Origin of the sequence: Coleofasciculus sp. G1-WW12-02, assembly GCF_040219735.1 — a bacterium.
Classification (GTDB): Bacteria; Cyanobacteriota; Cyanobacteriia; order Cyanobacteriales; family Coleofasciculaceae; genus Coleofasciculus.
The window spans coordinates 19834-42847 of sequence record NZ_JAVJRX010000036.1; the positions used below are offsets into that span (position 1 = coordinate 19834).

26 protein-coding genes are annotated in these 23014 nt (G+C 45.2%); 11 read left to right on the plus strand and 15 right to left on the minus strand.

What is annotated here, in order from left to right; genetic code table 11:
* Positions 1-134 precede the first annotated feature (134 nt).
* Both RID09_RS05685 and RID09_RS05690 read right to left on the minus strand, forming a co-directional pair.
* Positions 135-4202 carry a response regulator gene (locus tag RID09_RS05685; RefSeq protein ID WP_446334983.1) on the minus strand — a complete coding sequence of 1356 codons (4068 nt, stop codon included), beginning with the start codon at positions 4200-4202 and terminating at the stop codon, positions 135-137.
* Between the two features lie 593 nt (positions 4203-4795).
* Entirely contained in the window at positions 4796-5188 is a 393-nt protein-coding gene (locus RID09_RS05690; RefSeq protein WP_446335138.1) for a RidA family protein, read from the minus strand.
* A 174-nt stretch (positions 5189-5362) separates the two neighbouring features.
* On the opposite strand from RID09_RS05690, the gene RID09_RS05695 reads away from it, so the two are divergent.
* Positions 5363-7051: an ABC transporter permease gene (locus RID09_RS05695; RefSeq protein ID WP_446334984.1), complete on the plus strand. Its 1689-nt coding sequence runs from the start codon at positions 5363-5365 to the stop codon at positions 7049-7051.
* A gap of 17 nt (positions 7052-7068) precedes the next feature.
* Here RID09_RS05695 and RID09_RS05700 read toward each other — a convergent pair whose 3' ends face one another.
* Positions 7069-7341, minus strand: a complete 273-nt coding sequence (locus RID09_RS05700) for a hypothetical protein (RefSeq protein ID WP_446334985.1) — start codon at positions 7339-7341, stop codon at positions 7069-7071.
* A 358-nt stretch (positions 7342-7699) separates the two neighbouring features.
* Between RID09_RS05700 and RID09_RS05705 the strand changes: the two genes are divergently transcribed.
* The 9 genes from RID09_RS05705 to pirA all read left to right on the plus strand — a co-directional run bounded on the left by RID09_RS05705 (position 7700) and on the right by pirA (position 11041).
* Positions 7700-8047, plus strand: a complete 348-nt coding sequence (locus RID09_RS05705) for a rubredoxin (protein WP_446334986.1) — start codon at positions 7700-7702, stop codon at positions 8045-8047.
* A gap of 62 nt (positions 8048-8109) precedes the next feature.
* Positions 8110-9120 carry a photosynthesis system II assembly factor Ycf48 gene (locus RID09_RS05710; RefSeq protein ID WP_446334987.1) on the plus strand — a complete coding sequence of 337 codons (1011 nt, stop codon included), beginning with the start codon at positions 8110-8112 and terminating at the stop codon, positions 9118-9120.
* A gap of 117 nt (positions 9121-9237) precedes the next feature.
* Complete coding sequence (gene psbE / locus RID09_RS05715) at positions 9238-9486, plus strand: cytochrome b559 subunit alpha (RefSeq protein WP_446334988.1); 249 nt, start codon at positions 9238-9240, stop codon at positions 9484-9486.
* Positions 9487-9516: 30 nt separating this feature from the next.
* On the plus strand, positions 9517-9648 hold the full coding sequence (gene psbF, locus RID09_RS05720) for a cytochrome b559 subunit beta (protein ID WP_446334989.1): 132 nt from the start codon (positions 9517-9519) through the stop codon (positions 9646-9648).
* A gap of 12 nt (positions 9649-9660) precedes the next feature.
* Complete coding sequence (locus RID09_RS05725) at positions 9661-9783, plus strand: photosystem II reaction center protein L (RefSeq protein ID WP_006106150.1); 123 nt, start codon at positions 9661-9663, stop codon at positions 9781-9783.
* 43 nt (positions 9784-9826) lie between these two features.
* A complete protein-coding gene (locus tag RID09_RS05730) occupies positions 9827-9946 on the plus strand; it encodes a photosystem II reaction center protein J (protein ID WP_446334990.1) in 120 nt (39 codons plus the stop codon).
* Between the two features lie 2 nt (positions 9947-9948).
* Entirely contained in the window at positions 9949-10203 is a 255-nt protein-coding gene (locus RID09_RS05735) for a hypothetical protein (RefSeq protein WP_446334991.1), read from the plus strand.
* A 148-nt stretch (positions 10204-10351) separates the two neighbouring features.
* Positions 10352-10552: a DUF4278 domain-containing protein gene (locus RID09_RS05740; protein WP_446334992.1), complete on the plus strand. Its 201-nt coding sequence runs from the start codon at positions 10352-10354 to the stop codon at positions 10550-10552.
* A gap of 72 nt (positions 10553-10624) precedes the next feature.
* Positions 10625-11041 (plus strand): arginine synthesis PII-interacting regulator PirA, encoded by a 417-nt coding sequence (gene pirA / locus RID09_RS05745; protein ID WP_446334993.1) that lies wholly within the window; start codon positions 10625-10627, stop codon positions 11039-11041.
* Positions 11042-11217: 176 nt separating this feature from the next.
* Here pirA and RID09_RS05750 read toward each other — a convergent pair whose 3' ends face one another.
* From RID09_RS05750 to RID09_RS05785, 8 genes are all read right to left on the minus strand, one after another.
* The gene (locus RID09_RS05750) at positions 11218-11736 is read right to left on the minus strand and encodes a hypothetical protein (RefSeq protein WP_446334994.1); all 519 of its coding nucleotides are present in this window, start codon (positions 11734-11736) and stop codon (positions 11218-11220) included.
* A 142-nt stretch (positions 11737-11878) separates the two neighbouring features.
* Positions 11879-12370: a hypothetical protein gene (locus RID09_RS05755; protein WP_446334995.1), complete on the minus strand. Its 492-nt coding sequence runs from the start codon at positions 12368-12370 to the stop codon at positions 11879-11881.
* A complete protein-coding gene (locus RID09_RS05760) occupies positions 12370-12900 on the minus strand; it encodes a hypothetical protein (RefSeq protein WP_446334996.1) in 531 nt (176 codons plus the stop codon). The genes RID09_RS05755 and RID09_RS05760 overlap by 1 nt, the downstream gene beginning before the upstream one ends.
* On the minus strand, positions 12900-13421 hold the full coding sequence (locus RID09_RS05765; RefSeq protein ID WP_446334997.1) for a hypothetical protein: 522 nt from the start codon (positions 13419-13421) through the stop codon (positions 12900-12902). Before RID09_RS05765 ends, RID09_RS05760 begins: the two co-directional genes overlap by 1 nt.
* A 39-nt stretch (positions 13422-13460) precedes the next feature.
* Positions 13461-13772 (minus strand): hypothetical protein, encoded by a 312-nt coding sequence (locus RID09_RS05770; RefSeq protein ID WP_446334998.1) that lies wholly within the window; start codon positions 13770-13772, stop codon positions 13461-13463.
* A gap of 395 nt (positions 13773-14167) precedes the next feature.
* A complete protein-coding gene (locus tag RID09_RS05775) occupies positions 14168-15289 on the minus strand; it encodes a histidinol-phosphate transaminase (protein WP_446334999.1) in 1122 nt (373 codons plus the stop codon).
* Positions 15290-15336: 47 nt separating this feature from the next.
* Positions 15337-16167 (minus strand): metallophosphoesterase, encoded by an 831-nt coding sequence (locus tag RID09_RS05780; RefSeq protein WP_446335000.1) that lies wholly within the window; start codon positions 16165-16167, stop codon positions 15337-15339.
* 89 nt (positions 16168-16256) lie between these two features.
* Positions 16257-17138, minus strand: coding sequence for a DUF928 domain-containing protein (locus RID09_RS05785; RefSeq protein ID WP_446335001.1), 882 nt, complete (start codon positions 17136-17138; stop codon positions 16257-16259).
* Between the two features lie 244 nt (positions 17139-17382).
* Between RID09_RS05785 and RID09_RS05790 the strand changes: the two genes are divergently transcribed.
* Positions 17383-18348, plus strand: a complete 966-nt coding sequence (locus tag RID09_RS05790) for a glycine betaine ABC transporter substrate-binding protein (protein ID WP_446335002.1) — start codon at positions 17383-17385, stop codon at positions 18346-18348.
* Positions 18349-18563: 215 nt separating this feature from the next.
* Here the strand turns inward: RID09_RS05790 and RID09_RS05795 are convergent, their stop codons facing one another.
* The 4 genes from RID09_RS05795 to RID09_RS05810 form a co-directional block, all read right to left on the minus strand.
* Entirely contained in the window at positions 18564-21350 is a 2787-nt protein-coding gene (locus RID09_RS05795; RefSeq protein ID WP_446335003.1) for an NACHT domain-containing protein, read from the minus strand.
* A 183-nt stretch (positions 21351-21533) separates the two neighbouring features.
* Positions 21534-22088, minus strand: a complete 555-nt coding sequence (locus tag RID09_RS05800) for an HMA2 domain-containing protein (RefSeq protein WP_446335004.1) — start codon at positions 22086-22088, stop codon at positions 21534-21536.
* Between the two features lie 102 nt (positions 22089-22190).
* The gene (locus RID09_RS05805) at positions 22191-22481 is read right to left on the minus strand and encodes a DUF5132 domain-containing protein (RefSeq protein ID WP_446335005.1); all 291 of its coding nucleotides are present in this window, start codon (positions 22479-22481) and stop codon (positions 22191-22193) included.
* 86 nt (positions 22482-22567) lie between these two features.
* Complete coding sequence (locus RID09_RS05810; RefSeq protein ID WP_446335006.1) at positions 22568-22864, minus strand: DUF5132 domain-containing protein; 297 nt, start codon at positions 22862-22864, stop codon at positions 22568-22570.
* Between the last annotated feature and the right edge of the window lie 150 nt (positions 22865-23014).

Here is a 23014-nt window from a genome sequence, read left to right on the forward strand (position 1 = left end):
TACATAAAATCAACTTAATCAAAGAACCCGCGCAGGCGGGTGCAAGTTTGTGTAGCTGCGGTTTCTAACCGCCAAGCTTTTCCCGATACGTTGGGTTTCGTTCCTCAACCCAACCTACTCTCGTTGACATGCACTCACTCCAGCGCCTGCTTCACCCGTTGATACTCTGTAATTGCCAAAGAAACCAACTGTTCTGCTTCACCTATTGTACCCGCCCGTCCCAATGCTTCTAATTGTTGACAAAGCTGGGCAAGATTCTGCACTCCTAATGCCTGACTGCTGGACTTGAGACTGTGAGCTGTATGATACAGTAAATCAGCATCTCCTTGCTTAAGGGCATCGTGAATGGAGTCTAATAATTCCGGCGCTTCTTGTAAGTAACAATTAATCACTTCGCTAAGTTCATCCCCTGCCATTTCTTGCAAGTTTTCCATCACGTCTGGATCAATAACAGGCTGTTCCGTCGGCTGTTCTGTTGTCGGCGGTTGACATTGACTCAATGCCTGTTTTAAAACATCAACATGAATCGGTTTACTCATATAGTCATCCATACCCGCCGCTAAACAGGCTTCGCGATCGCCTTGCATCGCATTAGCTGTCATGGCAATAATCCGGGGACGCGAAAATACGGGAAATTCTTGACAAATCTGCTGGGTTGCGGTTAATCCATCCATTTCTGGCATCTGTACATCCATGAGTACCACATTGTAGGGTTGACGGCGCAACGCTTGTAAGACTTCTAACCCATTGGCAACAATATCTGCTCGATATCCTAATCGCTTCAGCATATTAATCGCCACTTTTTGGTTCACCACATTGTCTTCTGCTAAGAGAATTTTCAAGGGAAATTTTTGGGCAAAAGTGGGGTCATATTTGGATGAATGGGAACGAGTTTTCCGGGGTGAATGTTCCTCCTGCGTCAGAATATTGACTAAGATATTGTACAACTGAGACTGTTTAATCGGTTTATGTAAATATCCCGCGATCGCAGGGCTTGAATTTGTTAACTGGGTGTCAGGCTGTGTCTCGACTTGCCCGATCAATCCCAGCATGACTATGGGTAAGTTTTGGCAATGGGGATGCTGACGAATTTGGGTGATTAAACTCCAATTTTCCATCTGGAGAATCTGGGATGCCAAAATCGCTATATCAAAGCGTTTTCTCTGTTGTAACCAGGCTAAGGCTTCTGTTGTCGAGGCGGTAGCTTCTACTTGTATGCCAAAGGATTTGGCTTGTTCGGTCAACATTTGCCGAGTCGCCGCATTATCTTCTACAATCAACAGACGTTTATCACTCAATACTTGCTGAGAATTATCGGTTTCTGAATCTGAGGAAACTGGAGTCGCGATCGCGGTGAAATAAAAGGTCGAACCTACACACTCTTGACTTTCTACCCACATTCTGCCTCCCATCAGTTCACTCAGTCGCTTGCTAATCGCTAGTCCTAATCCTGTACCGCCATATTGACGAGTGGTTGACGCATCAAGTTGGCTAAAGGGTTTAAATAGTCGATCAATATGTGTTTTGGAAATGCCAATTCCTGTGTCACGCACCGCAAATTGTAAACCGATTTGATCATCCGACATTTCGACAGTAGGGGTTACTGAAATCACCACCTCTCCAGTTTCAGTAAACTTAACCGCATTACTGACTAAATTCACTAAAATTTGGCGCAATCGCGTCACATCTCCCCTAATCATCTCAGGCGTTTGAGCGTCCATTAAATAGGCTAACTCAATCCCTTTCTCTCTTGCCTTAGACGATAGCAGATCTAAAGACTCCTCAATACAAGAACGTAAATTAAACGGATGTTCCTCTAAGTCTAGATTGCCTGACTCAATTTTAGAGAAATCCAAAATATCATTAATAATCGTCAGTAAGGCATCACTACTATTGCGGATAATATCCACAAATTCTCCCTGCTGGGCGGTTAATTGCGTATCCAGTAGTAAGCTAGTCATGCCAATTACCGCATTCATTGGTGTGCGGATTTCGTGACTCATCATTGCCAGAAAATCACTCTTAGTGCGGTTTGCTGTTTCTGCTTCTTCTTTCGCAACTTTGAGTTGTTCTTGGGCAATTTTTTTATCGGTAATATCAGTAATAGTGCCGACTATACGGTAGGGATTGCCGTCGCGATCGCGAATACATCTGCCCTTCGCCGCAATCCACAGATAATGCCCATCTCGATGTTTGAGCCGATGGATATTTTCATAAATCTGGGTTTCTCCAGCTAAATGATAATTGATATCTTCTACTACCTGCTGGAAATCGTCAGGATGAACCTGATCAGACCAGCTTGATAGGCGGTTTGGCAAGGGCTTCTCCTCATAGCCAAGAATTCGCATCCAAACAGGGGAATAATACACCTCATTGGTCAAGACATCCCAGTCCCAAATCCCGTCATTTGTACCCGAAACTGCCAGTTCATAGCGTTCTTCGCGTTCCCGCAATAAGGATTCTATCCGTTTACGTTCTTTAATTTCAACTGCCAGTTCACTGTTAATCGCTGAGAGTTTTTGGGTTCGTTCTTGTACCCGTTGTTCTAAGGTTTCTTTTGCCTGTTTAATTTCCTGGAATTTTTGAGTCAGTACCGATGCCATTAATTTAAAGTTGCTAACCAGGGAATGAATTTCCCGGACTCGGCTTTGAGACCAATCAATAGAGACAGTGCTATCCAGCAGTTTTTGCGGTAAATTAGTTGTTACCTGTGCCAACTTGTATAGAGGTTTAACTAAGCGATGGCTTAATAATACGGCAACCAGCAATGCTAAGACAGTAATCAGTAGCATTGTTGCCAGGTTTTGCAGGTAGAGTACTTCTAAATTATCAATGTAAGGGGCAGTCGGAATTTTAAGAATTAACGTCCAAGGAAGATAGGGTTCAAGTGAGATTTCTTGAACATGAAAGGAATTTCGCCAACGCACCATGATTGGTGTACCGGGTGCTTTAGGTAACCACTGAAAAATATCAGCATCAAGGGGACGAATTTCACCGCCTTGACGCGGATTAAACGATTCCATGATACGGGTATTAAACTGGGTACTGGCAATCAGGCGATTTTGACGATCAACCAGCGCTATCTGTAATCCTCGTTCTTGGATATTCAGCGTCAAGAATTCCTGAATTTGGCTTAAATCTAGGGAAGCATAGGCAATACCACGAAATCGATTATTAACAATGACTGGCACACTTAAACCCACATGAGGTATCGGATCAGTATCATCAATATGTACATCAGAGAGAACAGGCTGTAAACGAGTGGCGGTTTCCTCTAGTAAGGAGTATGGAGCAATATTTAACCCGATAATTGATTCTCCCGCTTCATTCAATCGGGGCTGAGCGGCAATTATTGTTCCCTTAGCATCGGTGACATAACTTTTAATAAAATCAGAGAAACTCCGCTTGAGCAATTCAGTACTTTGCTGTAAATATTCCGAAGGTTGTTCTGGAGATTGAGCCGCAATCTCAGCTAGTTCCTCGACTCCATGTAAATGTTGCTGATACCAGAAATTCAGGTTAGCTACAAGGGATGCAGATGTGGCGTTGAGTTCGGTACGAATTTCTGATTCAATATTGTTGAGGATTTCCCGTCCGTTTAAAATGGTTAAAATTAAGACCGGGAATAATACAAAAGAAACGAAGAGATTGAAAATTGTTTGCTGAAGCGAAAGTCGCTTGGATCTGTGTCGAATATTTAACCACTTTTGTAATGGCAAGTTTGTGACAATTAGCGTTGTAATTAAAGCATTAAAGATACCATTTACCGATTGCTTAAATATAATCAGCCAGGTTTGGGTCGCCGGAACATTTAAAACCCCACCATAAAATAGCCCGACTAGAGGCATACCCATTAGCACCCAATAGATGCCAGCTAGGAGCAGCATGTTTTCTGTTTTGCGGTGCAACAGCAAGCTAATAAACAGGGCTTCCCCGGTTAAAATAATAATGGCGTAGGGATGTCCCCAAAGAGTGTAGGTGTAACTGCTGGCAATCAGGGCGGCTAAAGTTCCCCAAAATACGCCATAAAAATACACCACCATTAAGACAGCGATACTGCCAAATAAAAAGTCCACCCCAAAAAATAGGGATAGACTGAAATAGTTGCCTAAATATCCAGCTCCAATCAGTACGATGAGTAAGAGGTTAACGCGCTTAAACAGGGAGAAAAATCCTTTGATAAAATGAAAAGGGAATTTCATAGATGAGAGAGCGTTGGCTGGTTTTCTGGAGCTAGACATGGCAGAATGATCACCGACAGATCATTATCTGAGTTGAACTAATCCACCTTAGATCTAGCTTAGACTCAGATCTTGCATCTGTCGCTTTCTTTGCACAGTATTGGGCAGCCTATCACCTTTGTAGTGGCTCGGCACAGCTAAAAAGGCGCTACCTGTAGGGGTAAGAGAGTCTAGTGTCCTTACTATATGTGGCATTTGTGCGTAAATTCTGCAGATTTTACAGTTAAATTGGGCGCACGGCTTGCGCCAGTGTCAAGGGTTCACCAACGGTTTCGGGCAAAGGTGGTGATTGTTGGGATTATTGGGATTATTAGGATTATCACGGTTGTAGGGGCGAGTCGCTGCACAAATGTTCGGTGTGAGAATTAACCTATATCGACTCGCCCCTGTCTAAATGCGGTGTTAGATAATTCCCGATACCTGATGCAGAACGACCCGATAAAATTAAGGGCTGGGTGGTATTAATTCTGTGCGGCGGTTCGCCCCTACGGTGTTTACTTTTAATTACTGATACTATTCCGGGAAGGTTATGGAATGCCTCATTTTGGCAATATCTAAGGCGCAACGGCAATACATTCAATTTCAACTAAAACGTCTTTGGGAAGTCGGGAAACTTCGACACAAGCGCGGGCGGGGGCGGATGCTTCGTCAAAATAGCGAGCATAAACTTGATTCATTGCCGCAAAATTATTCATATCAGAAAGAAATACTGTGGTTTTGGCGATATCTTGCATCTGAACACCAGCCGCTTCCAGAATCGCGGCTAAATTTGCCATCGCCTGTTCCGTCTGCTTGGCAATATCGTTTGCTCCAATAATTTCACCGGTTTTGGGGTCAAGGGGAATTTGACCGGCGACAAAAATCAGTTCTCCTCTCGCCGCGATCGCTTGATTATAAGGACCGACAGGTGCAGGGGCGTTGGTTGTGCGGATAATTTTTCGGCTCATGGGTTGATTCGTCATTTGTCATTTGTCATTTGTCATTAAACTCAAAAACGTTGTCCAAACTGGCTTGGTCAATCCTTGTTCCTTTTAGGGCAAGGTTGGTGAATGTTCTTGTAAAGTAGTCTCAGCATAATTTAGCACGTTGGCAATCGCTCTCTCGCTTGTGCCGTATTTAAGATGAACCAATCCACTCAATCTACCTCTACTGTGCCCAAACCGGATCTCGTTCAAGGAAAAAAACGACGTAGGCGCATCAATCTCTTGACGCTGATGGTTTTTGCGATCGCGCTTTTGGTGGCTACCCCTGTCTTATTTATATTGAGCAATATTTTTACAGATGCGGGCGAGATTTGGCAGCATCTGGCGCAAACGGTTTTATGGCGCTACATGGCTAATTCGTTCTGGCTGATGATTGGCGTAGGGTGTGGCGTTGGTTTAATTGGTGTGGGAACAGCGTGGTTGGTGACAATGTGCCGTTTCCCCGGATCTCGCCTGTTTGAATGGGCGCTATTATTACCCCTGGCTGCACCTGCTTATGTCTTAGCCTATACCTACACCGACTTTTTGGACTTCTCAGGACCGATTCAAACCGCGTTACGGGATGGGTTTGGCTGGAGTTATGGCGACTACTGGTTTCCCAATATTCGTTCCCTGGGTGGGGCAATTCTCATGCTGACGCTAGTGTTGTATCCTTATGTCTATTTATTGGCACGGGTGGCGTTTTTAGAGCAATCGGTTTGTACATTAGAAGCCAGCCGCAGTCTGGGGTGTGGTCCGTGGCGCAGTTTTTTTACTGTAGCATTGCCCTTAGCCCGTCCCGCGATCGCAGCGGGTGTGGCGTTAGCTTTAATGGAAACGCTGAATGATTTTGGCACGGTGAAGTATTTTGGTGTGGAGACATTCACCACAGGTATTTATCGGACGTGGTTTGGTTTGGGGGAACGAGTCGCCGCCGCCCAATTAGCCGCATTTCTGCTGTTATTTATTTTGGCATTAATTTGCGTCGAGCGATGGTCACGGCGTCAGGCACGATATTATCAAAACACGACCAGTTATCGCCAACTGCCCAGTTATCGGTTAGGAGGTATACGCGGAATTGGTGCGGCGTTGGCGTGTTTTGTGCCATTGAGTCTGGGGTTTTTGCTTCCGGCTGGACTCTTGCTGGAGATGACGCTGAAAAATACCACGACGACGCTAGATGGTGAGTTTTGGGTCTATGCCCGTCATAGTTTTATTCTGGCAGTCGTTACCGCCGTTTTAGGGGTTGCGATCGCAGTCATTATGGCTTATGGATTACGGTTGCAATCCACCTTAGTGATGCAGTTAGCGACTCGGATTGCGGCGATGGGCTATGCTGTACCCGGTTCAGTGATTGCCGTAGGGATTCTGATTCCCCTTGGCAGACTGGATAATGCCATTGATGCGGGAATGCGGGCGATAGTTGGCATATCCACAGGCTTACTATTCAGTGGCACGATTACGGCTTTAGTTTATGCCTATTTGGTGCGCTTCCTTGCCGTATCTTTCAATAGTGTGGAAGCCAGTTTAAGTAAAATTAAGCCCAGTTTAGATGATGCTGCCCGTTCCTTGGGTTACACTCCAACGAGTACCTTAGTCAAAATCCATGCACCAATGATGTGGGGTGGATTACTGACGGCGGGGATGCTGCTGTTCGTGGATGTGATGAAGGAATTATCAGCTACCTTAATTATTCGACCCTTTAATTTTGACACCCTTGCCGTGCGCGTCTACAATCTGGCATCGGATGAGCGGTTAGTGGAGGCGGCGGCGCCTGCATTAGCGATCGTCGTTGTTGGCATAATTCCAGTTATCTTATTAAGTTGGCGAATTGCGCGATCTAGATAAAGGGGATTCGTCATTTCTCATTCGTCCTTTGTTGATTGTTCATGGTTCATTGTTGATGGTTCATTGGTAATCATCTCCCCCAGCTTCCTCTGCTCCCTCTGCTCCCCCAGCTCCCTCTGCTTCCCCAGCTCCCTCTGCTCCCTCTGCTCCCCCAGATTCCTCTGCTCCCTCTGCTCCCCCATCTCCCCTCTTCCCTGATGCGGAATGTCGGTTATTATGATAAATTTTTTAACATACGTTCTCAGGAAATCATATAGACCCCTGAGTAAGCAACCCCGGTCTAAAGACACGGAGCAAAAGCCAAATAAGTTGAAGCTGTGCTTACCAGCCTAAGTCTTAACTGACTACGTTATCGGCAAGCGTTCAAGACCTACCAGCAAATGCGATAGCCAGTTTGCTGCCCTAGAACCGAAAAGTTAAACAGTTTTAAGGTCACTGAAACAGTGCTTTTTGGATAGTTACCGACCGATAACCTTGGCGAGGCTAACTTTACTCGAAAGAGATTGAGGCAACCATACCTCACCGGAGGGGCAACCATACCCCTCCACCCCGAAAGGGGGCATGGGGTTAAAACCGCTACCGCGTGTTCCTCCCTGGTCTGAAGACGCAGGGTTTCCCACAACGGAGAAGTTCTAATGAAAGCCAGCGATGATCGAACCAGCTAACGAGCAAACCTTGGCAGAACAAGCGCCAAGTAGTTACGAGTGCCGCTCTTGCGGCTACGTTTACGAGCCAAATAAGGGAGATAGTAACCAAAATATTGTCGCCGGGACAACCTTTGAGGAGCTACCCAGCGACTGGCGCTGTCCGGTTTGTGGCGCCAAAAAGCCCCAATTTCAGGATATTGGTGCCAGTGGTACCCCATCTGGGTTTAAGGAGAACCTCACCTATGGCTTTGGGGTGAACCTTTTGACCCCAGGTCAAAAGAATATCTTGATTTTTGGTGCCTTAATGCTAGGCTTTATCTTCTTTATAAGTTTATACGGACTGCGCTGAACCGAGGAGGCAATCCCTTACACACCAATGTCTCAGTTACGCCAAAAGACAGCATGTTGCCAATGAGCGATTTAATGAAAACTTTGAAACGAATTGTAATAGTCTTCGCGATCGCCTGCTTGTGTATTAGTTGTAAGTATGCCGAACCCTTGAGCTATAACCCTTGGGAAGTGGTTTCCTTACCCACTCAGGAAACGCTACGGGATATCGGGTTTACCGATAACCCCAGTCATGGATGGCTCGTTGGCAGCAATTCCACACTCCTGGAAACCACCGATGGTGGCGAAACCTGGCAAGAGAAAGTCCTTGATGTTGGGGATGAGAATAAATATCGTTTCACATCCGTAAGCTTTGCAGGTGACGAAGGCTGGATTGTGGGTGAACCCTCCATTATGCTGCATACTACTGATGGTGGTGTTTCCTGGTCACGCATACCCTTAAGTGAAAAGTTACCCGGAGACCCCAACACAATTTTGGCAGTCGGTCCCAAATCAGCGGAGATGACAACCACAATTGGGGCAATTTACCAAACCCAAGATGGGGGTAAAACCTGGAAAGCCCAGGTAGAAGAAGCCGTGGGTGTACTTCGTAATATTGCCCGTTCCAACGATGGCAAATATGTCGCGGTTTCTGCTAGAGGGAACTTTTACTCAACCTGGGAACCCGGTCAAAGTGCCTGGGAACAGCATGAACGCAGCAGTTCTAAGCGTCTGCAAAATATGGGATTCACTCAAGATGGGCGTCTGTGGGGACTAGCACGAGGAGGAATGCTACAGTTTAGTGGTAGCGAAGATTTAGAGGCTTGGGAAGAGCCAATTTATCCCGAATTTTCCACCAGTTGGGGATTACTGGATTTAGCTTACCGAACTCCCGATGAAGTGTGGCTAGCGGGGGGTAGTGGGAATTTGCTTTGTAGTTTTGACGGGGGCAAAACCTGGCTCAAAGATCGCGAAGTTGAAAATGTACCATCCAACTTGTACAAAGTTGTCTTTATCACGCCAGAACAGGGATTTGTTATTGGTCAAGCGGGTGTTTTGCTCAAGTATGAACCCCCAGCCAAAACAACGGCTTGATCGTTCATAATCAGTTGGCTGTATCTCGGCTTGATCATGGCTGTAAAGCCCGCTCGATGCTTTAAAATAGTAGGGTCGAGTGAATCTATAACTGTTACTGGGAAGGAGGAATCATTCATGTCAGGAACTACTGGTGAGCGTCCATTCGGCGATATTGTTACCAGCATTCGTTACTGGGTCATTCACAGCATCACGATTCCGGCTCTGTTTGTTGCCGGTTGGCTATTTGTTAGCACAGGTCTAGCTTATGATGTGTTTGGCACACCCCGTCCGAACGAATATTTTACGCAACCACAGCAGGAAATTCCGATTGTGAGCGATCGCTACGATGCGAAAAAGCAAATTGATCAATTTACCAAAAAGTAACGTAACGTTTGGAGATTTCTGTAAAAAATCATGACTAATACTCCCAATCAACCCATTTCCTATCCAATTTTTACCGTTAGATGGTTAGCTGTTCATACGCTAGCGGTTCCCACCGTCTTTTTTCTCGGCGCGATCGCTGCCATGCAATTTGTTCAACGATAGGAGATAAAATCCATGCCAGAGCGTTCTCCCAATCCGAATAACCAGCCAGTTGAACTAAACCGGACCTCTCTGTTTCTGGGTCTGTTGTTGGTTTTTGTCTTGGGTATTCTCTTTTCCAGTTATTTCTTTAATTAACTCAACTCATTCATTCGTTAGCTTGAACTAGGAGGTATTAGCCGTGTCTGGAAGTGGAAGAATTCCGTTGTGGGTTGTCGCCACAATTGCTGGAACAGGTGTTCTGGTTGTTGTTGGTCTTTTCTTCTATGGCGCCTACGCAGGCGTTGGTTCTGCGATGTAGCATTGACCGCTGTCCTCATTGAACTGAAAATTTATCTGAGCATTGACACCGCCAGTTTTGTGGAGACTGGCGGTATTTTATGCGTATTAATACTTATAATAATTTACCCGTCTCCCTCATTGGTGATTGAGGAAGAGGCAATGGGTGATGGGGACAATCTTCCCCATTTCCCCGTCATCAGTGCTGGAGATCCTGGGAAACTGCCGTCTTTGTGTGATATTTTCCTGACAATTGACAGTTTTAACCAAAAACTGTAATAATATATACAGAAATAATTTGATAAACCCATCTCAATCTCAGGGATCTATCCCAAGTTAGATGCCGTTTCAGCCAAGTTAGAACAGGAAACCCATTTCCCCCAAGCCAACATTCGCTAGTGGTGGAAATCAATCGGAGGAGTAAACCATGAAACTTCATTATCGAGGTGTTAACTACGATTCAGAGCCATCAATGGTAGACGTAAGCGAAGGTGAGACTGGTGGCACATACCGAGGTCACAGTTGGAAAATTCACAAGCCGAAGCTGCATCAGAGACGCCCAGGGTCAGTGGGACGCCAAGGGTCAATGGAATTAACCTATCGGGGTGTCACCTATCGGCGCGGCTAAAACGCTTAGAGTCTAGACATCACTCAATCAATTGAAATCATTTTTTTAAAAGACTTAAGGGAGACAAGGCAAATGAAACGTTGTTATCGGGGTGTTCATTACAATGACACACCATCCACATTAGAGGTAAGCGAAGGTGAGATTGGTGGGACCTATCGGGGTCAAAAGTGGCAGCTTCACTATCTTAGACATATCCCCGAACCCCTACCCACCCATGATTTGAAGTGGCGAGGCGTTGGATATCAGACCGATAAACCCAGTGTCGTTAAGTCTACCCCGGTCAAGTCATCCATGACGATGGTCGGAACTCGTTCTTGGTTTCTTAATAATTCGCGCCAAAAAGCCTTCCCGCAAACCAGCATTACTCACCTGGAAAATATTTGTCAGTCTTTAGAACATCGCTTAGACGTCGCGAGGGCAAAAGGAGATCAAGACTTAGTGCGCCAGCTTGAGAAAGAATCTGAGCAAATCGCCTGTCCTTTGAGATAAGAATTTCGTAGAGACGTTCCGCCGGAACGTCTCTATCACAGTTGGTTTGTCCTCAGCTATGTGTTTACTGCTATAGCTAGCTGTCGGCATATAAGGTTAGGACAGGTTTAATGACCCAAACAACAACCTACCAGTAATAAACCTTATGCCCTGGAGCCTTTTGCTATATATCAAGCTCAGGGTTGACTTAGTGAATCGTCACTACGGAGCTTAAATTTTATTTCATGGAGAGTTGAAGAATCAACAGAACCCGGTTGTGGAAACATTAAAACAGACTGATCTCCGAGTTTGCCAGTCGCTAGCTTGAGGGTGATGTCAGCGTCTACCACTCTCAAATTTTTTATGCCACGGAAGGCTTGGAACGTTCGGTCAAGCAGAGCGGAACCTTCCTCTGGAGTCAGGGGTTGTAGTGGAGTTTCTTTTACCTGTGCAGACAAACGTTGAACTTGAGATTGAAGCTGAGTATTAAGTTCTTTTAACTGAGCAACTTGAGGCTGTAGCTCCTGTATTTGTTCCTGAGCTACCTTTATTTCTGTCTCGGCTTTTTGCTGAGCTTGAACCGCCTCTTGGGTTTTCTGTTTGAGTAGATTAATCTCTTTCTCAAGAGCTTCGATGGTTTCACTGGATAGCCGATTCTCTTTGATTAACCCTTCGATTTGCTGTTGAGCCTCCTTGATCGTTAGTGCTTCAACCATACTTTTGTACTACTCTCAATTTATGTTAATATACTGTTCAATGGAAGAATGGGGGTACAAACTCTAAGTAGGAACAAAACACCAAAGCTTGTAATTGTACCCCCATTCTGGGGATTTGTACATTGCTCAACTGAGCTAATGACTATTCACTATCGGAAATCTGGATACTGCGAAGGGTTTGACCTCTGGGTTCCTTCACATCTACAATCCACCGTCGTGCCGCACCGACGTAGGTGGGTTCGACTTGCAGTTCGCCAAAGACGTCCTGCAAGCGAGTTATATCGGGACGAGAAAGAACCTGCTCGCGAATGTCTGACGGTTTCCGCACGGGTGGACGGATTTCCTCATTAGGGACTGCCACCAAGCGAGCGCGTAACCCAGATAGAACACCAGGATTAAGATCCGCTAGTCTTGCCTCTCCCGCACTCACAGGTCGAATATTAACTCCAGAACTGTCTTCGTCGAAGACCATTTTTAAGTCAATCTCCGTCTCGCTGATGGCGATACCTGTTTGTAACCCTTCAAAACCAACAGGATGCTCCAGTACCTCAGCATTGATCTGAGCTTGAGCTTGGATCATCGACTTGCCAAACTCACTAAGAAAGGCATCAATACGCATCTTATCGTTCGCCATCAGACACCCCCTCCCTCGCGTTGATCTTCCACGGTGATTATCGGTTGTAAACGAGCGGGTACGGGTACTGGCACTAATTTAGCCGTCAATTTTGTGTGTACGCTAACGTCCCGATTCAAACGTCGTTCTGTTCTTAGGGATTGAGTCGCCGCAAACAGAGACTTGCGTTTGTTGGTATTGCCAGATTGAGTGACATTCTCCACCACTTTCAGATCCATGGCTATCTCTGCTGTTGCTTCAGAAAAGGCAAGGAACGTCGGCAATATGCCCAAATCGAGTAAGCTCACCCTGACAGGTTCAGCTTGTTGAAATTCTACCGTCCCATCTTCTCGGATAATCTGCCGAATACTGGGGACAATATCAACTTGAGTTTGTGCTAACTCCTGAACAACTTGGGCGGATGATAGATCAAGCCTCGCCTGTCCTTCGGCAATTGCTTCTGCAAGTTGAGTAAGGACTTCCGCTAATGACGCACCCGCCAGTTCCTGAATTGGCTCATTTGGATCTTTGGGTGTGAGATCGAATGCCATTATGCACCTCCATCAGGACGATTATCTACCACTGTCAATATAGGTGCAATCCGTTCGGGTGGGGGGACGGGAGCGAGGCGAGTAAACAAGCGACTTGTCCCCTGCACTTCCTTGCCAAATTTGCGGTTATGAGAGATATCAACTCTTACCGATGAACTCCATAAGGCAAAGCCAACTTTTGCCTTGGCGGATACGTTAACATTAGTCTGCCGACTGGTTGTCGTTTTAATGTCCATTGAAACCTCAATAGTGGCTTCAGAAAACTGGTAAAATGTCGGCAATAGACCAATTTGTAAAAGTGAGACATCGATAGGAGGTGATTGGGTAAAGCTGACTGTGCCATCCTCAGCAATAATCTGACTAACACCGAACACAACCGGAACTTCTGTTTCTGCCAGTAACTGTGCCGTGTTAACCGAATTCTCGTCTAAGGCAGCTTGGGCGGTGGCAATACCCATTGCTAGCTTGGCTACCATTTCGGGAAGTGGCACATCGAGAAGTTCTTGTCCAACGCTGGGCATGATTTATTCCTCTTCTAAAACTAGAATGTTAGTTTGACCTTAGTTAGAAGATGAACCCTGCGAGTTTTCTAAAGGCTGTGAAAAGGCGGTAAAACGCTGAGGATCTAAGGTGATACCTCCAACGAAAGCAATTTCACGAAGCTTACGTAATTCCATAGCCTGATGGAACATAAGTTGGGCAATTACCCATACTCTGCCATCAATTAAAATTTGCCCTCCCTGGGAGGAGATGAGAGCGGGAAGATTGACTTGGGGATAAGCCGATTTGACCAAAAATGTTTGGTTTTGATTCGACTGGGGAATCTGTAGGTTAATCTTAGCCCCAAAACTGTTGGCTACTTTGTCAATCATTTGTGTATCCTCACTCTCACTCTGCTGTTAGTCTGAAAAAATCACACTTGCAGTCAAGCTCCCAAAGCTTTTCAACCTCAGGATAGGATGGGTGAGAATAGCCTTAGCTGCATCGATCATTTGCATCAAGTGATACTTTGCACAGGCATATATGGCTGATTTAAAGCAAGTTAATAATCTTGAGTCAACCCAAGACTCTTAGATTATTAAAAAGCTTGGCTGATCATTGTGCAGAATATAAATTTTGTAAGATGATTTAGCTGAGCTGTATTCCCTTTGTCTTGATGGAGTCAGTATAGTTCATTATTCAAAGGAATGTCAATCAAGTATTAATACCCAAATCTTTTCGAGCAGTATTAATACTTATCCAATCGCCTAAAGAATAAAAAACTAAGTCAATGGAGCAGAACTGTTTGCAATCGCTTTAAGGTACGCTGATTCTCTTGTTGAGAACCCACAGTAATTCGTAATCCGCCACCTGTATTTCGGATGACTGTACCTTGGGCTTTCATTTGTTGAACAATCTGGCTTAAGCTATTTTGTTCCAGTTGGCGAGGGCGAATATAAATAAAATTGGCAGAACTCGACCAAACCTGTAACGCGGGATACTCTGATAATGCAGCTAATAATTTATCGCGTTCGGCAATAATTTGGGGAATCGTGGCTAAGAGTTGATCGCGGTGAGTCAGGGCGACAAGGGCGGCGGCTTGGGAAAAGCTGGGTAAATTATAAGGTAAGCGCATTTTTTCTAATGCGGCAATTAATTCTGGGTGGGCGATGCAATATCCTACCCGATGGGCGGCTAAGCGAAAGGCTTTGGAAAAGGTTCGCATAATTGCCCAGTTGGGATGCTGCGCTAATTCCTTAACGACAGAGGTTTGGCTAAATTCAAAGTATGCCTCATCAATCACCACCAAAATATGATCAGGTAAACTTCGCAACCATTTGAGTTCAGCCGATGTGAGAGAATTGCCTGTGGGGGAGTTGGGGTGAATAACGAAAACTACACGGATAGGGGGATGTTCTGATTGGGCGATCGCGCGTTGGGCTTCGCCTAGGTTAATCTCAAAGTTATCCGAACAACGCCCAACTGTAACCACAGGAATACCCAAGGTTTGCGCCAGAATCCCGTACATGGAGAATGTGGGATTGGGGACGAGAATTGAACCTTCTCCCCGTAAACAGGTGGTAATTAATAGAGAACGAATCAGTTCATCCGAACCATTCCCCACTGAGATTTGGCTAGAGGTTACGGGTATTTCTAGATTAGCCGATTCAGTCACATAATGCGCGATCGCATCTTTTAGGGCTTGATGAGAACCATCGGGATAGCGGTTCGCCTCAATCTCGTGTTGATACGTCCATGCTAGCTTTTCTTTTAACTCAACGGGCAAATCATCAGGACTTTCATTCGCATCCACGCGATCGCACGATAGGATTGGCTTACCCGAATCTCCCCCTGGATTAGGAGTGTAAGCCGTAAATTGAGCCAAATCTGACCGGATGAACCCCAACATATTAGTTACCTGTTTCTATTGATACTGGTTTCCCTGTTCCCTCTTGCCTATTCCCTCTCTAAAGTAATAATGGTAACTTCTGGCGGACAAAATAGACGCCCGGGTGCATAAGTTCCTAACCCACGATTCACATACAGGCGATTTGCACCAACCTGATGGATTCCTTGTCCCCATTCCCAATGATCGACCACTCGATAACATTCTCTCAGAAAGGGAATCCACTTGTGCAGGGGTCGAGGAATAAGTAGTCGCAGGATGGGTAGCAATAACGCCGCAGGTCCAAATCCAGGAATCACCACTTGACCTCCGTGGGTATGACCTGATAACTGTAAATCGATGCGCCATTTCTGCAAGGGTTCAGCCGTGTCCGGGTTATGAGATAAGACAATACGGGGTAATTTAGGATCGATTTGGTTCATCACCGGGGCGGGATTGAATTCACGGGACCAAAAATCCGCTAATCCTACCAAGGCTAATCCTTTGCCTAAAGGATAGACAATTTCATTCCATAAAACGCGCACGCCAATCTGGGTTAGCGCCTCGGTAACTGTGGTTTTGGCTTGGTGGTGATAAATGTCGTGGTTTCCCAGTACCGCATAGATTCCCGCACGACTTTCCAAGTATTTTAATCGCCGTACCAGTTGATGAATCGGTTCTGGCTGATAGGTGATGTAGTCTCCAGTTAACACAACTAAATCCGGTTCAGCCTGATTACTCACCTCAATCGCCTCAGCCAGCATCGCTTCCGACAGGCGAAAACCATCATAATGTAAATCACTAAGCTGTACCAGTTTGGTTCCTTGCAATGACGGTGGCAAATTCGCGATCGCAACCGTTATCCGCTCAACCTTTAATCGTCCTGAAAATACCCAAGCCATAGTATTAATTTTAATAAATCTGGCAAGAATGATTCCAGATTAGCTTAGCGCTTCATTGGATTCATTCCCTGTGATCCCCTATACTCAGGTTACTCTGTAGATTCCGAAAACTGATCCGCTATTAAGGCTGAATGACATTGCGCTAAAGGTTTTCTAGCAATGTCGGATAATCCAACTTGCTGCAATAAGTATTGCCAATTTGATGCTACAGTAGAATTTTCCGGCTCCGCACAACGCAACTGGACTAGACTTTCGAGGGTTTCATACCAAATCCCATGATTGGCATATATAGCAGGCTTCGCCTTAGGTGCAGCCCTGTCTAATTCCTGATTAATGGGGGAATTTGGCGTGACTCGTTGTATCCACCCGGCGACATAGGTGCTGTCACTGCGGTCATACTGATCAAAAATAATACTGAAATACCAGAAATAGGGTTTGCCCACCTCTAAGGGAGGTAAATCTGGATCATTGGCTAGATCAACGGCAATAATGCTATCACTGGCTTGTAGCGGAATTTCCTTTTCATAAATAATAGTTTTTAAGGTTTGATCATAGAAACTAAACTCGGCTTTAACATTCTTTACACTTACATCTGGAATATAAAAATACAAGGTGGGATATTCAGCGATAGTTGTGCCAAATGTGGATTGAGGGATTAACGCCATTAACGGAATCGGCGGGCGGTATCCTTGACAACGAGTTGCGGCATAGTTTTCTATCCGATTTCCTGGCGTAATGTCGAGTTGATTCAACACTCCCTTATCCGGAATCTTTAACGTAATTTCTTCTTTGGTATAGCCACACTTTACCAAATCTTCATTTTTAGTTTCTCTATTAAAATTTGTGACAAATGAAGACTCGGCTTGAGCTGGCTGTGAAATACTTAAGCAGACTAGGCTTATCCAGGAGATTAAAGAAGCTGCCATCCAATTTTTAGGACAAATCATAGTATTCGCGATCGCGTTCAGCATGACTATAAATTCAGTATAGCTTTTTCAATTCTTTCTCATTTCTCATTTATCATCAGGACTGTACATAAACAAGATGCTCAGGAGAGATTGTCACTCTCAGTTTTGGATCAGTAGCCGCTTAGTCGGGAACTGATCTGTTCTACCATTGTGTCAATGTGTTGAAATAGATAGTTGTAGGTAATAAGTTGAGGAAGTTATCTCCATTTCTTGATACCATACAAGAATGTTGAGACTTGGTAGATTTATGCCCCGAGTGCGTCAAACTGTTACTCTGATTGGACTTGCCCTGTTGACGATGGTATTCGCGATCGCTTGTCAGGGGGGGGGGAGTGCGATTAAGGTAGGATCGAAAGATTTTACTGAGCAATTTATACTAGGGGAAATGTATGCGCTGGTACTTGAAAATCAAGGGTTTGAAGTTGAACGCAAGCTAAACTTGGGGGGAACACCCGTGGCGCAAGCGGGTTTGGAAAGTGGTCAAATTGATTTATATCCAGAGTATACGGGGACGGCTTTATTAACGGTGTTAAAGCGTCCTGTCAGTAGTGATTCGCAGCAGGTTTATCAAACGGTGGCGGATAGTTATCAAGAGAAATATAATCTGGTTTGGCTAGAACCTGCACCGATGAATAATACGCAAGCCTTGGTGATGATGCCGGAGGCGGCTAAAGACTATAATATTAAAACAATTTCTGATCTGGTTGATCAGGCAAGTCAATTAACGTTGATTGGTCCACCGGAATTTGAGTTACGTGAGGATGGATTACCGGGGTTAAAACAAGTGTATGGGGATTTTCAACTTAAAAAATTTATTCCGACTGATCCGGGGTTAAGATATCAAGCCTTAACCGAAGGACAAGCTGATGTAGTGGTGGGGTTTAGTACCGATGGTGAAATTAGTGCATTGAATTTAGTTGTATTAGAGGATGATCAAAACTTTTTCCCTCCCTATCAAGTTGCGCCAGTGGTGCGTCAAGAAACACTGGAGAAGTATCCCGGAATCCGAGAGGCGCTGAATAAGTTAGCGCCAAAGTTAACGAATGAAACGATGCAACGATTGAATTATGAGGTGAGTGGTAAGAAACGCGAACCGGCTGAGGTGGCTAAAGAGTTTCTCATGCAAGAGGGATTTTTAGACGAAGTAGCCGCCGAGGTGCATCAAGTCGTGCGGAAGTGGGTGGTTAAACAACTTAATCAGGTTATATCTTAGCTGGCGATTGGAAATCGCAGCTACACAAACAAAGTCCGCCTGCGCGGACTAAATTAATCGCACTATCGTAAACCTAATCTGTAGGGGCGGGTTTAGGGACTAACATATCAAAACATAACCGATAACTGTTATACAAAACCCGCCCTCCCACAGCCTGCGATCGCGTCTTCCCTGTCTGTTGTCTTAACATTAGGATGGCTCAGCATTTGAGCGGCTCATGAATTGGGCGCGTCTGGTGGTGGATTGGGTGGGGAAAGCGATAGCTGTTGCTTTAACCCTTCTGGCACAGTGATTGCTGTTTCTAATCCTCGCACATTTTTCCATTGAGTATATTCATCCCAGAAAATACGATTTAGATTTGCACTGTTTAAGTATATGTCACTGAGATTTGCCCCGCCCAGATAGGCATCGGTGAGGTTTGCAAGGCAGAGATTTGCGCCACTGAGGTTTGCCCCACTCAGATAGGCGTCGGTGAGGTTTGCAAGGCTAAGATTTAGGCTACTGAGGTTTGCTCCACTCAGGTAAGCGCCACTGAGATTGACGTTGCTAAGAAATGGGTTAACTGTATTTGAAAAGGTGTCAACTTTAACGCTATTGCTATAACTAATAATGCGAAGCAATCGAGTTGGCTCAAAACTGTCACTATCTGGCTGACCACAAGGATTAAAGCTAATCTTACCCTTCAGTTCATCCCTGATCACAGAATAATCCTTCAATTCTAAAAGCAGAATCATCATATTTAGCCCAGCATAGATATCCACCTCTCGCAATCCCATCAAACTACCATGCTTTCGCAATTGCAGCATCTTTTTCTGCGGCAGATTACTCGTAGGTTCTGCATCAATAAACTCCCCATTGCACCAATCGAGGTAGAACTCTTCCAAACGCTGAAATAATTGCAAAAATTCTTCCTGATTGACATCAAGCAACACTATCATATACTCGACTATTTCCCATGTCAGCCCCCCATAACCTAGTAAATCGTAGACTTCCTCAGCTAACTGCTCCCGGCTAACTAGAAAACCTCCACGTTTGCGGCGCGGTTCAACCCATTCTTTCAAACTTTCAACTAACCGCTGGGCGCATAAGAACTCAGCAAAACTTTTATGGACAAACTCCACCGCTCCTTCCGTGGCGTCAGCAGCAGAAGCGGGTCGCAAATAAAACGCGGCTAGCGCATTTCTCAACGGATTATCACCAATGCGTTCTCGTGCCTTTTCTAACAATTTTCTGGCTTGATCATCTCCCTTGAGACGTTCCTCAATCATGGGAATTGAAGTCCACTCTCCACCCGATTGAGTGACGCATAACCCCGCTTCTGTGAGAATGCGCCGCAAGCCTTCTGTTTCCTGTTCGGTGAGTTCCAGATTCAGTTCTTGAGAACGCTGCTGAGTCAGTACCCAATCTAAAGCCTTTTGATAAATTAACACTTTAGCACCAGCGCGGCTGGTTCCCTCAAACAGTTCCAAGGATATTTCACCATCCCGATGCATCGCAGCTAAAAGGTAAAGTAATAGCGGTTCTCGCGCCAATTCCTTTACCTGTTCCGGGCAGTTTTGAGCCTGTAAAAACTCCCCAAATGCGTTAGCTTTATCCTCACCTACCAAATTTGACCATTTCCCCAACCATTGCTGCTGGAGTTTGTCATTCATGAGGGCAATTTCTACCCGTTCTAAATTCCCAGGGAGAAATCGTTCAATTCCATGTAATGCTAATTCTCGACCCGTGACTAAAAACCGATGTCCCAGTTGGGAATTTTGCTGACAACTGGTTTGAAAATTCCCCACCTGTTTGAGAAACTTTTCAATCCCGCCTGTGGTTCTCCCCTCCATTCGCAATTCATCAAACCCATCCAGCACGAATAAAAATCGGGTATTGCGGTCAGTTAACCAGCCGTCATCACTCTTAACAAAATCTGCCTTAACCGCAGCGCGGAGGGTATTTTCGATATTGTTTTCAAAGGCGTCAATATCCCAGAGTCGAATCAGAATCGGTGTCCAGATGGGATGAAGATGTTCTCGCACCCAATTGGCAAACATCCGACAAAAGACACTTTTTCCTCGTCCGGGTCTAGCTTGAATGAACAAGACTTGACCGTTTTTATCCGGCTTCGTAAGCTGTTCTTTTGCCCACTGTTCTAAATTAACTGGGTCTGCTTTTTTATCAACTTTGCCATTTTTATCGACTAAATGGGCTTCCAGTGGCACATAGATATCCGGAAGCGTGAAAATTTCACCTAATACTTTCCACTGGGTTTGTAACAAAGGATTACTGGTATGAGGAGATATTTGTTCCGTTAAATAGGATTCAATGCTGCTATATTTCTGGGTTGCTTGGGTTTCCCGTGCGGCGGTTCGGGTTAATTGTAGGGGTTGGGTGATTGTTTCTGGTTCGTAGGAGAGTAGCTGATCAATTATCGGATAGATTCCCCAGGCTACCCATCCGGTTACAATGGGAATACTGTCCTGATTTAATCCCGCTTGGTTTAAGTATTCTGATAATTGTTGATTTAAAGCCTGTCCTAACCGGGATTCAGGAAAATAGGTTAAAGCGTCTTCAATTAAGTTCTGGTCGAGTTGAAGTTCTCCAAGCTGATCAAGTTGCGATTTAGGCGCCTGATCCGATATCCCCGAACCGATTTCTCGCTGTAGCCAATCATTCTCACGCACCAATTTATCGAAACTTTCGAGATACGCTAAAGGAAACGCGATCGCAGCCCACTCTTCTAAGCTTGTCTTCCCCTTCGCCTTATCACGATACAGTTTCACCCCTTTGCGAGCAAGCCCCACAAATGATAACCCCGCCGGAATCACCGCCACAGGTGCGGCTGGCGTTCCCAACAAACCCAGCGCGATCGCTAATTCTAACCCAGCTTTAGAAACATCTGCGCCAGCCTCGGCAATTTCTCCCGGTTTCCCTAATTCCCGAACATCGGTTTTGAGAAGCTTCCACCACTCATCAGGATTGAGAAATTGCCGCCAAACCTGCTTAATTTTGTTCACCGTTTATCAGGCATTAAACTCTCCCTTACACGATAACCTGAATGCACCGTTTCAACCACGTTCGTAAGAAAAAGAGACGTTCCACCGGAACGTCTCTACTACATTCTGATGTATCCTAACTGATGCCAGCTACTATATGGCTACATAGGGCTAAAGCCCTTACTACAAACTACAAAAGAGCAACTATTCCTGTGGTTCGCTGGTATAATGCAGCTTAATAAAACTATCAAAGGAATACCAGGCTAAAACATACCAAGGAATCGCTTCGATCATCAATCCTTTAACCACTAATTGCCTTATCGCTAACACACTAAACCCCAGCGGAATCAGAAATCTTAAATCAACCATTCCATCAGTTGCCCGTCTCACGCGGTGATTCAGATGAGTGACGGCATAAGTTACGCTAGCCGCCGCATCAGATTGACCGTTTGCTGAATTTCGCGGTTGTTCAGAAATCGGGCTAAACGTGACCCCTAAATCCTGCAAAATCGCCCAAACTCCCTCAAAGTTAATGTGATCTTGGGCGTAAAAAATCGTAATACTACCACTGTGGATATTAGCTCGTACCCGATAAATCTCTAGACGTTCATTCAACAACTTAATCAGCGGTTCAATGTCCTGAGATTGGCGATACTCTGGAGCCACCCGCAATCTCACCCGCCCTGGGGTTTGACTGATAAGTTCTACATAAATAGGTGAACTACCTATTTCTGGCGTCGTTTCCCTTAATTTTGGCATTTTGGAATTATTGGTTATCAGCATAATTAATTATCAATTATAAATTTTGCACCGCGCATTGTAGAGACGTGCCATGGCACGTCTCTACAGGTTTAGTCGGAATTAACCGATTTCACTATTCGGCGCGGGTTCTAATTCAGCTTGGCTTTTTTGTTCAGCCAATTCTGCCTTAGCTTCCGCCACGATGTCTTCAAAAACCTCACCCGTTTCTGACATCATCCCTTTACTTTTTTCGTAAAGGACAATTCCACCTTTGACCATCGCCTTGGCAACGGGTTTACCTACCTTGGCAACAGCCGGAATCAGCAACGGCGCAGCAACAACGGCACCAATACCAGCCACAACACCGGGAACACCCAGATCTTCAAACAGATCAGTTATTTTAAAAGCCATACTCTACCTCCTAATTCAAAAAACTTTTCCGGAACTGTTATTCTAGCAACCGCTCCAGGGAAACGTATGATGCTAGGGATACAAGGTTAGTTTGTTTCCGGATGATTGGACACTTGAACAATGCTATTCCCGTTTTGTTCTGTCGCCAGTTCTGCCTTACTCTGTGCCACTAAATCGCCCAAAGCTTCGCCAGCTTCTGCCATGACAATTTTGCTCTTTTCATAGAACACAATGCCACCTTTAATCGCGGCTTTGGCAACAGGTTTACCTGCTTTCGCCAACGCCGGACCAAAAATCGGTGCAAGAACCACTGCACCAATACCGATGAGGACACCGGGAATACCAATGTCTTCGACTAAATCTTCAAGATCGAATAAACTCATAAAACACCTCCAAAAGTAAGTCAATTGAAACTTTTTGCCAGGGCGCGTCTGGTTATCGGGGCGGGTTTAGTCACATCCGGGTGACAACATAAGATAATTGTGAAACCCGCCCCTACACAAACCTGCCCGGATGAGGGAATATAGGGGCGG

Coding starts and splice junctions, on each gene's coding strand:
- RID09_RS05685 (WP_446334983.1), bottom strand. CDS start 4,202: ATGAAATTCCCTTTTCATTTTATCAAAGGATTTTTCTCCCTGTTTAAG.
- RID09_RS05750 (WP_446334994.1), bottom strand. CDS start 11,736: ATGGTTGAAGCACTAACGATCAAGGAGGCTCAACAGCAAATCGAAGGG.
- RID09_RS05810 (WP_446335006.1), bottom strand. CDS start 22,864: ATGAGTTTATTCGATCTTGAAGATTTAGTCGAAGACATTGGTATTCCC.
- pirA (WP_446334993.1), top strand. CDS start 10,625: ATGAAACGTTGTTATCGGGGTGTTCATTACAATGACACACCATCCACA.
- RID09_RS05780 (WP_446335000.1), bottom strand. CDS start 16,167: ATGGCTTGGGTATTTTCAGGACGATTAAAGGTTGAGCGGATAACGGTT.
- RID09_RS05695 (WP_446334984.1), top strand. CDS start 5,363: ATGAACCAATCCACTCAATCTACCTCTACTGTGCCCAAACCGGATCTC.
- RID09_RS05800 (WP_446335004.1), bottom strand. CDS start 22,088: ATGCCAAAATTAAGGGAAACGACGCCAGAAATAGGTAGTTCACCTATT.
- RID09_RS05785 (WP_446335001.1), bottom strand. CDS start 17,138: ATGCTGAACGCGATCGCGAATACTATGATTTGTCCTAAAAATTGGATG.
- RID09_RS05725 (WP_006106150.1), top strand. CDS start 9,661: ATGCCAGAGCGTTCTCCCAATCCGAATAACCAGCCAGTTGAACTAAAC.
- RID09_RS05740 (WP_446334992.1), top strand. CDS start 10,352: ATGAAACTTCATTATCGAGGTGTTAACTACGATTCAGAGCCATCAATG.
- RID09_RS05710 (WP_446334987.1), top strand. CDS start 8,110: ATGAGCGATTTAATGAAAACTTTGAAACGAATTGTAATAGTCTTCGCG.
- RID09_RS05790 (WP_446335002.1), top strand. CDS start 17,383: ATGCCCCGAGTGCGTCAAACTGTTACTCTGATTGGACTTGCCCTGTTG.
- RID09_RS05705 (WP_446334986.1), top strand. CDS start 7,700: ATGATCGAACCAGCTAACGAGCAAACCTTGGCAGAACAAGCGCCAAGT.
- psbE (WP_446334988.1), top strand. CDS start 9,238: ATGTCAGGAACTACTGGTGAGCGTCCATTCGGCGATATTGTTACCAGC.
- RID09_RS05755 (WP_446334995.1), bottom strand. CDS start 12,370: ATGGCGAACGATAAGATGCGTATTGATGCCTTTCTTAGTGAGTTTGGC.
- RID09_RS05765 (WP_446334997.1), bottom strand. CDS start 13,421: ATGCCCAGCGTTGGACAAGAACTTCTCGATGTGCCACTTCCCGAAATG.
- RID09_RS05805 (WP_446335005.1), bottom strand. CDS start 22,481: ATGGCTTTTAAAATAACTGATCTGTTTGAAGATCTGGGTGTTCCCGGT.
- RID09_RS05690 (WP_446335138.1), bottom strand. CDS start 5,188: ATGAGCCGAAAAATTATCCGCACAACCAACGCCCCTGCACCTGTCGGT.
- RID09_RS05775 (WP_446334999.1), bottom strand. CDS start 15,289: ATGTTGGGGTTCATCCGGTCAGATTTGGCTCAATTTACGGCTTACACT.
- RID09_RS05760 (WP_446334996.1), bottom strand. CDS start 12,900: ATGGCATTCGATCTCACACCCAAAGATCCAAATGAGCCAATTCAGGAA.
- psbF (WP_446334989.1), top strand. CDS start 9,517: ATGACTAATACTCCCAATCAACCCATTTCCTATCCAATTTTTACCGTT.
- RID09_RS05770 (WP_446334998.1), bottom strand. CDS start 13,772: ATGATTGACAAAGTAGCCAACAGTTTTGGGGCTAAGATTAACCTACAG.